At 40.0% G+C, this 9,696-nt stretch carries 13 protein-coding genes; 7 read left to right on the forward strand and 6 right to left on the reverse strand.

Annotation, left to right across the window (positions count from 1 at the left end):
- Positions 1-95: 95 nt before the first annotated feature.
- Positions 96-311 carry a hypothetical protein gene (locus J7I80_RS21235; RefSeq protein WP_214741153.1) on the reverse strand — a complete coding sequence of 72 codons (216 nt, stop codon included), beginning with the start codon at positions 309-311 and terminating at the stop codon, positions 96-98.
- 223 nt (positions 312-534) lie between these two features.
- Here J7I80_RS21235 and J7I80_RS21240 point away from each other — a divergent pair, with 223 nt between their 5' ends.
- Positions 535-855: a hypothetical protein gene (locus J7I80_RS21240; RefSeq protein ID WP_214741155.1), complete on the forward strand. Its 321-nt coding sequence runs from the start codon at positions 535-537 to the stop codon at positions 853-855.
- Between the two features lie 659 nt (positions 856-1,514).
- Here J7I80_RS21240 and J7I80_RS21245 read toward each other — a convergent pair.
- From J7I80_RS21245 to J7I80_RS21255, 3 genes are all read right to left on the reverse strand, one after another.
- Positions 1,515-1,979, reverse strand: a complete 465-nt coding sequence (locus tag J7I80_RS21245; protein WP_214741157.1) for an NUDIX domain-containing protein — start codon at positions 1,977-1,979, stop codon at positions 1,515-1,517.
- Positions 1,980-2,116: 137 nt separating this feature from the next.
- Positions 2,117-2,587, reverse strand: a complete 471-nt coding sequence (locus J7I80_RS21250; protein WP_214741159.1) for a peptide-methionine (S)-S-oxide reductase — start codon at positions 2,585-2,587, stop codon at positions 2,117-2,119.
- 180 nt (positions 2,588-2,767) lie between these two features.
- Positions 2,768-3,859, reverse strand: coding sequence for a mechanosensitive ion channel family protein (locus J7I80_RS21255; protein WP_214741161.1), 1,092 nt, complete (start codon positions 3,857-3,859; stop codon positions 2,768-2,770).
- 172 nt (positions 3,860-4,031) lie between these two features.
- Between J7I80_RS21255 and J7I80_RS21260 the strand changes: the two genes are divergently transcribed.
- From J7I80_RS21260 to J7I80_RS21285, 6 genes are all read left to right on the forward strand, one after another.
- Positions 4,032-5,261 (forward strand): DUF438 domain-containing protein, encoded by a 1,230-nt coding sequence (locus J7I80_RS21260; RefSeq protein ID WP_214741163.1) that lies wholly within the window; start codon positions 4,032-4,034, stop codon positions 5,259-5,261.
- Positions 5,262-5,414: 153 nt separating this feature from the next.
- Positions 5,415-5,912: a DUF2269 family protein gene (locus J7I80_RS21265; RefSeq protein ID WP_214741165.1), complete on the forward strand. Its 498-nt coding sequence runs from the start codon at positions 5,415-5,417 to the stop codon at positions 5,910-5,912.
- A gap of 71 nt (positions 5,913-5,983) precedes the next feature.
- The gene (locus J7I80_RS21270) at positions 5,984-6,352 is read left to right on the forward strand and encodes a PH domain-containing protein (protein WP_214741167.1); all 369 of its coding nucleotides are present in this window, start codon (positions 5,984-5,986) and stop codon (positions 6,350-6,352) included.
- 382 nt (positions 6,353-6,734) lie between these two features.
- Positions 6,735-6,950, forward strand: a complete 216-nt coding sequence (locus J7I80_RS21275; RefSeq protein WP_214741169.1) for a DUF1659 domain-containing protein — start codon at positions 6,735-6,737, stop codon at positions 6,948-6,950.
- 36 nt (positions 6,951-6,986) lie between these two features.
- Positions 6,987-7,205 (forward strand): DUF2922 domain-containing protein, encoded by a 219-nt coding sequence (locus tag J7I80_RS21280; protein WP_214741171.1) that lies wholly within the window; start codon positions 6,987-6,989, stop codon positions 7,203-7,205.
- A gap of 69 nt (positions 7,206-7,274) precedes the next feature.
- Positions 7,275-7,469: a YvrJ family protein gene (locus J7I80_RS21285; protein WP_214741173.1), complete on the forward strand. Its 195-nt coding sequence runs from the start codon at positions 7,275-7,277 to the stop codon at positions 7,467-7,469.
- 309 nt (positions 7,470-7,778) lie between these two features.
- Here the strand turns inward: J7I80_RS21285 and J7I80_RS21290 are convergent, their stop codons facing one another.
- On the reverse strand, positions 7,779-8,396 hold the full coding sequence (locus J7I80_RS21290; RefSeq protein WP_214741175.1) for an acetate uptake transporter: 618 nt from the start codon (positions 8,394-8,396) through the stop codon (positions 7,779-7,781).
- A 314-nt stretch (positions 8,397-8,710) separates the two neighbouring features.
- Positions 8,711-9,439, reverse strand: a complete 729-nt coding sequence (locus tag J7I80_RS21295) for a YwaF family protein (protein WP_214741177.1) — start codon at positions 9,437-9,439, stop codon at positions 8,711-8,713.
- Between the last annotated feature and the right edge of the window lie 257 nt (positions 9,440-9,696).

The following is a 9,696-nucleotide window of genomic DNA, read 5'->3' on the forward strand; positions in this document are numbered from 1 at the left end:
GAAAATGGCGTGGCAAAACTGACATCAGTTTTGCCACGCCATTTTCCTGTTTGATCATATTTTCTTATACAATCCTTGTTTTACATAAGCACCCATTAGTTGAGGATACTTAACTCAATAATTTTTTTCCAAAGTTTATATGCTACAAACTCTATAAAACCATAAGCCGTTACAATTGATAAAGTAGGGGCAACATAATGTTTTGGAGGTCCAAATATCAAGATAACAACAATGAAACCTACAATAAAAAGTGCAGTATTTAAAAGATATAATTTCTTTCGATATTTTAAATAAAGTTTTACCTTATCCATTATTCACCCCAAACATATCACTAATATTTTTTGTTATCTTTATTGAACTATCCTGCTCCATTAGTACGATAACTTTAACAAAAACAAGAGTTAATTCTTCTTGGATAACGCAACAAAATACTGCTTTTTTAATTTTACTATTGATAACTTAGGTAAATCGAACAAACTTCCACGTTCCATTCTACATATTATATTGCAAAGCTAAAGTAAAGGAGGGAAAAAAATGTCCAAAAGTGATTCACAATGTTGCGAGTGTGTTGAGGAAATGGCAGAACAACTTAAGAAATTTAAAGGAGATATAGTTTTTGTTTATGAAAAAAATGCTATTATTCTTGGAAGAATAACAGATGTAATAGATAAGTCAGTACTTGTTTTAGAGAACGTACAGAAGATATCTTTTTTCGGAAATTCATCCCTAACCGCAAATTTTCTAATCCTATATGTAAGCATCTGCGAAATTACCGAATTCTCTCCTCCTGAACCAGCTTTCAATAATACCCTTTTAAATAACTTAAACCAATTAAAAGCAATCAAATTATTATAATAAATTAAGGTTGCTGAACATTAAAAGATGCTAAAATTTCAATTTTGAACAACTTACATCTTATCCAAATCCGTGTCTAATGGACATGAATTTGGATATTTTTTTGTTATTGAACATTACCGGTTCATTCAACAACAATTATTGTTTAAATCTATTTCAACCAGGTTGGTCCTCTCATGTTAAAACCGCTTTACTTCACCACAAAATAATCTTTTTTGAAAATAACCCCCATTTGTTCAATAAAGAGCAATGATCTTTCCAATATCCACTTCCAATCAGTTGTCCTTTACTTTGTTCCTTTTTTCTCAGACACCTAAATCAATTTTTTATCTGTTCAAGGTATCCTTAAGAGTATCTATTACTATACTTGAATATTCACCGTTAACTCCTTTTTCATTTCCTCAATATTCATTTGTATCAGTCGAATAGCTCCTAATATTTCGTTCTGATTAATCTTCCAATAAACTGGTCTATTCCTTTGCGATGGTGTTAAGTTCACTTTTTACATATTCCACTATTACTTTATACATTTCCATCTAAGGATTCGCTCTTATTAATACTTGTCTTCTAAACTATCCTGCATCGTTCGTTTAATAAGGATTTCTACAAAATAAGCGTTAATCCTTCCAGGTCCAATCCTCCCGTTAGCCCAACAAGAACTAATTTATATCTCCTAAATAAACAGAGGCTTTTTCACCATTAAAAAATTTAATTATGTATTGCCTTAGCTCTTTGGGATATATCCTATATTCCATTAAATCTCTAATGTTTACCCATTCAATTCCCACTTGGTCGACATCAGGATTAGTAGGGTTTTGATTGTTACTTATGTCATCAACAAATGTACAAATAAAATAATACTCAACTTGATGAACGGTAAAATCGAATGAGAAATATTCGTGGTTTTTCCCGATATATTCCCTAATATGAAGCAGATTTCCAACTTTTATATTAAACCCTGTTTCTTCAATACACTCTCGTATTAAGGCATTATGTATGGTTTCTCCGTGTTCTTGTCCTCCACCAGGAAAAAGATAAAATTCACCTTCATTATCTTTATTTTTTGTTAGTAAAATCTTATCTCCACTTATTAAAATTGCTTTTGCCGAATTTCTAATATACACAGTGGTCTCACCCTTTTTTATATACTTTTTCCTCTTATATTAATTATAAGTTGTTGAACTACCAATAAGAAAGCTGCATCATATGCTTGTTAAATGGTAAAGCATAGAGTCCATACACCATCTTTTCATATTCTCCCTTATTTATATCTGCTTAATATTTCTTCTGGTATATGACAATAATCATTTGGACATTTAGCTAACCGATCCTGGTGTTCTTCTGCACTTCTTACATAATTTGTAAGAGGTAATACTTCAACAACAATAAGGTCATAATCATTTCTCTCACTAAGGAACTCCTTCGCCTCTATTAAGTGTTCAGGCTTTTCACTATATACTCCTGTTCTGTATTTCTTGCCAACATCCTGTCCTTGTTTATTCAAGCTGTAGGGATCAATAATTTCAAAAAAATATCCCATTAATTCCTTAATCGTTACAACCTTTGGATCAAATCCTGTTTTTACACATTCGGCGTAGCCATCATAATCACCATCAAGTGTTTGACTTGTTCCATTGGCTCTTCCCGCTTCTGTAAACATAACTCCAGGTAAAGTTTTTATAAAAGCTTGTACTCCCCATAAACATCCACCTGCAAAATATACTATTTCCATATTGATTCTCCTCTTTGTTTACACACCTAAAATTTTCAATAGTGCTCATTTAAACACCTTCGGATTACTAGTAATATTCAATAAAAGAACATTAATCCCTTCTATGGTACAATGCTTTTAACAACTGTTTACACAAAGAGAAGCCTGGGATTTATTTATCCCCGGCTTCTCTTTTTTTAGCTATATAGACTCTGCAACCCTATTTGCAGTCTCTCCCTGTGTCTCCACATAAAGTGTCCTGCTTGGGAACGCGACGGATACGCCTTCTTCTTCAAGGATTTCCATGATCGCGAAGTTGATTTCTTCCTTCACATCCAGGTATTCTGCCCAGACGGTGGTTTTCGTAAAGAAGTAAAGGAAGATGTCGAGGCTGCTGTCATTGTACTCATCAAACTTCACAAAAATCGTATCTGGATGGATGTCGTCGTTTGCTATCAACATCTCTTCAATTCTGTGAATCGTTTTTTGCAGCTTCATTCTCGGTGTGTCATACGTGACGCCAAGTTTAAAGGTGATTTGCCTTTTCCCCATTTTGCTCCAGTTCGTGATTGATTCATTTGCTAAAATCGCGTTCGGAACAGTGACGATAGCCTGCGCGAAGGTGCGGACCCTCGTGCTTCTGAAGGAAATGTCCTCTACCGTCCCTTCGACACTCGGCGTCTTAATCCAATCACCCATTGTAAAAGGTTTTTCTGTAATAATGATGATGCCGCCGAACAGATTCCCGATTGCGTCCTTCGCTGCCAACGCAAACGCAAGGCCGCCCAGTCCAAGACCGGCAATAAACCCGTTCACGTCGTACTCAAAAACCTGCGCGATGATACTGAGGCTGATCGCAACGATGATGAACCTGATCGCCTTCGAGAAAAACGGAATCAGGATCTGGTCGATTTCCATATTAAAACGATCATTGATTTTCATGAAAAGCAGCGATGAACCTGAAGACAGATTATAGAGGCCCCATGCAATCAGCATGATGATCGAGGCTCTGATAATCTTTAAAAATAGCGGATTCGATTGCTCCATATATGGAAAATAATCCGCCGCAACATAGATTCCTATAATGATAAACAACCATCTGATCGGCTGCTCAAATGCGACGGTTATATTGGAGAAAAGTTCAGTCGGTGTTTTCTGGCCCAGTTTTAACATCAGCCTGAACACATATTTTGTAAAAAGCTTCCTGAACAAAAGGAATAAGAAGAAGATTCCTATGGAAATCCCCAGACTTTCCAGCACTTCATAAGACAAAAAGTTTTCCCACCAGGTCATTTCGTCATTCCCCTCTCTATTTTTTCACTCGTTCCATCATAACATTGAATTTCTATGAAAAAAACGCCAAGGAATGATTTGTATCACTTCTTTGTGTTTGGATAAGTGTTATTTTTAACATGAGAAACATTATCAGTTATAACCAATACACACTCTAGGAGGAAATATAATCATGAGTGAAATGATAAATAATCGTGAATTGAAAGCAATGGATCCCTCAAAACGCAAGGCAACTTTAAAGCAGCTTTTTAAAGATTTGCATGATGGCAAAAACGTGAATGAGGTCAAGGCTCACTTTGATGCTTTTATCGGAAAAATAACCATCGATGAAATCGCCGGCCTACAGCATGTGGAGCTGATCGAAGGCGATATATCCGTTACGGAAATGCAACGTATTTATGCGGCCCATGCTGACCTCTTTAAAGGAGCAATCGAAGAGAACGACTCCGTGTACGGACCAGAAAACCAGCCTGGACACCCGGTCCATACATTCGAAATGGAAAACCGTGAGCTTGAGCAGCTTTTACAAAACCGACTTCGCGTCCATCTAGAACAATTTGCTATGGACGACAGTGTTGAAAACATCAATCTGCTGCTGGAGGATTGCAACCTGCTTTATGACATTGACAAGCACTACAGCCGCAAGGAAAACTTGATCTTCCCTTACCTGGAAAAGTACGGGATATATGGCCCGACAACGAATATGTGGCGGATCGACGATTTCATCCGTGATGGAATTAAGCTGGCTAAGAAAAAGCTCACCAACTATGATGGCGATAAAAATGGCGTCATCGAAGAGGTCCAGTTTGTCCTCAAAGAGGTTAGTGAAATGATTTACAGGGAGGAAAACATCCTCTTCCCGATGGCCTTGCAGAATTTTACCGAGGATGAATGGGTAAAAATTGCCCATGAAAGCGACGAGATCGGCTACTGTCTAACATCACCAACTGAGGAATGGAAGCCGGCCCGCAAACATCTTGACGCAGATGCAATCTCTGAAGGCTATATCAAAATGGAGACAGGCATCCTGTCATTGAAGCAGCTCGAGCTGCTGTTGAATCACTTGCCAGTCGACATCACCTTCATTGACCAGGACGATGTGGTCCGCTACTTCTCACATGGAAAAGAAAGGATTTTCGCACGGACAAAAGCCGTCATCGGCCGCACCGTCCAGAATTGCCACCCGCCGAGAAGCGTCCATGTCGTCGAGGATCTTTTGCGCGACTTTAAAGCAGGCAAAAAAGATACAGAGGATTTCTGGATCAAAGTTCGCGACAAATTCGTGTACATTCGCTACTTCGCGGTCCGCGATGAGAACAATCAATATATCGGCACGCTCGAGTTTACCCAGAACATCAATCCGATACAAGCGCTTGAAGGAGAAAAACGGATTTTGTCCTGATTTGGTTCAAAGGCAACAGCCACTTTCGGCTGTTGCCTATTTTCATGCCAAAAATACGACCACAGCAGTAGCAGACATTAAGGCTGTGGCTCATTATGAATCTATTTTCCAGCCACTATAATGAGAAACGATTAATAGATTGGAGGAATCAACTTGAGAAAGATAGGACCGAAGGGTTTGAGATGGTTGAAAATGATTCATGTATTTTTAGTAGTATTATTCTTTGGCGGGATATTGAGTTCAGTGGCGCTAAATCTCCACATCGATTTCACTCGGTATGACGAAGCCTATCTGGGCTATAAAAATATCGTCACCATCAGTGACCAGATTGTCAGATGGGGTGCTATTGGCACGCTTCTCATCGGGTTCACATATGGATTCTTTACGAATTGGGGATTTTTCAAGCACCGATGGGTTAGCGTGAAATTTATTCTTTATATTATCCAAACGTTCGTCGGCATTTTTATCGTGGACGAGCTGATGATGGAAAACATGGAACTATTGGAGATGCAAAAAGAGGCAGCTTTAAGTAACCCCGAATTCATTCAAAATCATCTAATCAGGCAATACGCCGTATACTTTCAAATTGCCGTTACCATCTTCATCTTCATCATTTCATTTTTAAGACCGTGGAAAAAGAAGAAGGTTTGAGCATCACAGCAGGTATTCCCAATTATATACAGAATACTAGATGAGAAAAAGTATATTGGGAGGTTTTAAAGATGGTTGCAACACAAGCAATATTAGCTTGGACGTTTATCTCTGAATGCCCGATTCCAGATGATGTGAATGGAATTTTAGTAGAAGGCGAAAAGGCGATCGCCGCCTATAAAACCATTCGAGACAGTGCGATTTTCACGAACAAACGCTTAATAGTCAGGGACGCACAGGGCCTAACCGGCAAAAAGGTAGAAATCTATTCCCTGCCTTACTCATCCATCAATATGTGGTCCACTGAAAATGCTGGCAGCTTATTTGATGTCAACGCAGAAGTGGAACTATGGACCAGGGCCGGCCATATTAAAGTCAACCTGAAAAAAGGCGTAGATGTGCGCAAGTTTGATAAGCTGATAGCTGAAGCGATTTTGTAAAAGTGAGAGAAATGCATTCCTTGTCAGATCAGTGGACAGGAATGCTTTTCTTTTTTTTGGCTTAAAAACAATACTTTTGCGGATGAGCGTATTATATCGGACACTTTTCTCTCCCTTTCCTCCGTGGTTGTCCGATAGAGCCCTTCTATCGGACACTTTTCTCTTCCTTTCCTCCGCGTTTGTCCGATAGAGCCTTTCTATCGGACACTTTCCTCTTCATTTCCTCCGCGTTTGTCCGATAGAACTCTATCAACAGAGGATTCCTCTCCTGCCTAATCAATTTAACAGACTGAAGCTCAGCTAATTTCCACCAAATAATCTTCCCCACCCTGTCCTTTTTCCTTCCCCATCTGTATATAGAAGGTGAAAGGAGGTGAGGCAAATGGCAATGGCGATGTTGAAGGATTCGAATATCAGGCTGATGTTTGAGGCTGGTGTTGATGAGAAGGGCGAGTCGATTTTCAAGCCTAAGACTTACCGCTATGTGAGAAAGGAAGCTACTGCTGACCAGGTTCAGCAGGCGGCTGGTGCACTTGGTGGCCTTAGCGCAAACTTGTTAAGCTCTGTGGAGCGTAACGACAGCTTCGAAATCATCTAATCTGGCATTCTACTAAATCAATAGGAGGTGAAAAACATGGCTAAAACACTTGAGTTGCAATTCACTACGGCTCTTGGCAAGTATGCCAAGTTGACAGTTGATAATCCGACGGAGCCGGTTGATCCAGCAGCTGTCAAGCTGGCAATGGAGCAAATCATCGCTTCCAACGCATTCCTGCCAGCGAATGGAACCCTTGTTTCCGTTCACAGCGCACGCGTCGTCGAACGCAACATAACCGACTATGAACTAATCTAGTAAGCTTGAGCCGGTCTTCTCCCAGAGACCGGCTCTTGTTTTAAAAATTCCAGGAAGGAGGAATCACACATGGAGCAGCTGATTCCGTTCATCAGCGATGTAGGATTCCCGATTGTCGTGACACTGTACTTGCTTCACCGAATCGAAGCAAAGCTGGATACAGTCGTCCAATCAATTCAGGGCCTGCCCGCTAGATTGCAGGAAAGCACAGAGCCTGTTCACCCTGCCAATGTTAAACAAAATTCAATACGTGAGATTAATTAACTATAGAACCATCTCTCTTTTAAAAAGAGGGATGGTTCTTTGTTTCACAGAATGAAATAGCCTGGAATGTATAGTTCCCTAGAACAAAAAACTATTTAATCAAACGTTTGATTAAAACTTTCCGAGTAATTATTGCAAAATTAAAAGTGAAATTCGGCTTCTCTCCAATCCGGGTCCTAATTCCTGCCTGACCACTGTCATTCTTCCATCATCTTAGGCAACCACTGCCATTTCCTTTACTCCCCCTCACCTCTCTGCCTTTTTTTGCGCAAAAAAAGGCGCTAAGCATTCACGCTTAGCACCTTCCCCTTATTTCTTGAAAATCCCGAATGGCTTGCCTATTGGCAGGACAACGCGTCCAAAGTGGGTGTTCAGCACATTGGCTGCTGATCCGTAGAATGAAAGAATTGCAATACCGAGTTCTGACACGGCCGCCAGCATATGTGAGGCCTCATGGATAATATCAAATGAACTTAATGAAAGACCAATAAATAAGAAATCGATCAATACGAAAATAAAGAACAAGACCTTATTCGTTTCCAAGGCTCCAATCGTCATGAAAACACTGAAAATCAAATAGCCGATGAAGGCCATTCCCAATTGCTTCCCATCACCATCTGCGGCGAGATTTTCACCGAAAAATCCGAGCTGAATCAGCCAAGTTGTTCCGACACCGAACCAGAAGAGTCCGAACGCGCCGAAAGCAGTCATTCCAAATATATTGTTATGCTTGCCATCAAGGATCGCAGCATAAAGCTGTGCTAGTCCACCAAGGAAAATTGCCCATGGGATGATGAGTGCAACGCCATCTGTGAACCCAAGTTTCTGGGAAGACGCCACTAATGTAACCATCGCCAGTCCAAACAAACCTAGTGCTGATGGATCTGCTGTTGTAATTTTAACCTGTGTTTGATTCTGAGTATCCATTTCTGCCTCCTATAAATAAATGCGCAAGCGCCTTGGTCTAGCACTCTCTACATTTTTAAAAACATACTTTTGTACTTTATAGGATTCAAGTGTCTGAGTCAATATGATTTATTTGTCAGTTGCTGCAGTTTGAATCCCCTCACTTCTATAGAACTGACAACAGTAAAAACTTCGAAGAGTTCTGATTACAACAACCATGAAAAAGAGACGGATGCTGATTGATCCGTCTCTCTTCAATCTTTTTGCTAGCTGCTTCTCAAGAATTGGATCCCGAACAAGAAGTTCCAGGAGGTTATTTTACAGAGCTACCAGCCTTACTTATGATACAAGCCAACCAACCGTTTCCGGTTCTCTCTTTTGATCAGCTGCCACATCGGAATATAGGAGAAACTGAACACAATCAATGCTGCCACTTCAAGATTCAGATAGTACATAATGCCGGTGCCGAAAAAGGACAGGATGGTCTGCGCTTCTGTCGGACTAGCCAAATAGAAGAAGTTTGTATCAAACAGGAAATTAAAAATGAAGATGGGAACTGCGATCAGGTTCACGACAAGGTATGTGAACAGAATGGCTTTGCGGGGAACTCTGTAACCTTCAAAAAGGATGAAATATAATGCGGCAATCGGGATGGCCGAGTGATTGAGGAAGTATTCGATATAGTCGAAATGAGGAAAGGTATAAGACATTTCAGGTGTCACCATGGCTAAAATCGCCGGCAAAGTGCCAATGAAGTAGAGCACATAAAATCCTTTCACGCTCTTCCTTAAAAAGAGATACATTGCTAGGAAGGAACTCATCGAGCACATGTGTAAAGGAAGGTCGCCAATTTGCCATTGCCCGGTGAGGATGAGCCATGATTGATGAGAAACCTGGCATGCCACCAGAGTCCAAAATATGATCCACTTTAAAACATTTTTATGTGGCCTGATTTGGTTTCTGAATAGCACCAATCCAAGACAGACTCCAAAGAAAATACCAAGAGTAATCAAATGCTCAGCAGAAAACAGTTCAAAGCCCTGCATTCCCGTAACAGAAAACATGATGTCATCACCTCGCTGTACATAAAATTGCTGTTACCTATAAATGTATGCGTGGGATGAAGATTTGAGACTCTGGAAATCAAGAAATTTCTTTTTTTGGAGCTTTCAAGGCCAAATGCACCCTTATACACAGCACTTCAAATTCATAAGGATACCTTTCGGAGCTTATCGTACCCTTATGTCGCTTCTTCCTACTACATAAGGGTATGATTCCGTGCTTATCGTACCCTTATGTCGCTTCTTCCTTCTGCATAAGG

Source organism: Bacillus sp. ISL-41 (assembly GCF_018613235.1).
Classification (GTDB): domain Bacteria; phylum Bacillota; class Bacilli; order Bacillales; family Cytobacillaceae; genus Mesobacillus.

Bases quoted from the DNA above. Each gene is read 5' to 3' on its own strand.
- J7I80_RS21235 (WP_214741153.1), bottom strand. From the start codon at position 311: ATGGATAAGGTAAAACTTTATTTAAAATATCGAAAGAAATTATATCTT.
- J7I80_RS21280 (WP_214741171.1), top strand. From the start codon at position 6,987: ATGGCTAAAACACTTGAGTTGCAATTCACTACGGCTCTTGGCAAGTAT.
- J7I80_RS21240 (WP_214741155.1), top strand. From the start codon at position 535: ATGTCCAAAAGTGATTCACAATGTTGCGAGTGTGTTGAGGAAATGGCA.
- J7I80_RS21255 (WP_214741161.1), bottom strand. From the start codon at position 3,859: ATGACCTGGTGGGAAAACTTTTTGTCTTATGAAGTGCTGGAAAGTCTG.
- J7I80_RS21290 (WP_214741175.1), bottom strand. From the start codon at position 8,396: ATGGATACTCAGAATCAAACACAGGTTAAAATTACAACAGCAGATCCA.
- J7I80_RS21285 (WP_214741173.1), top strand. From the start codon at position 7,275: ATGGAGCAGCTGATTCCGTTCATCAGCGATGTAGGATTCCCGATTGTC.
- J7I80_RS21275 (WP_214741169.1), top strand. From the start codon at position 6,735: ATGGCAATGGCGATGTTGAAGGATTCGAATATCAGGCTGATGTTTGAG.
- J7I80_RS21270 (WP_214741167.1), top strand. From the start codon at position 5,984: ATGGTTGCAACACAAGCAATATTAGCTTGGACGTTTATCTCTGAATGC.
- J7I80_RS21260 (WP_214741163.1), top strand. From the start codon at position 4,032: ATGAGTGAAATGATAAATAATCGTGAATTGAAAGCAATGGATCCCTCA.
- J7I80_RS21295 (WP_214741177.1), bottom strand. From the start codon at position 9,439: ATGTTTTCTGTTACGGGAATGCAGGGCTTTGAACTGTTTTCTGCTGAG.
- J7I80_RS21250 (WP_214741159.1), bottom strand. From the start codon at position 2,587: ATGGAAATAGTATATTTTGCAGGTGGATGTTTATGGGGAGTACAAGCT.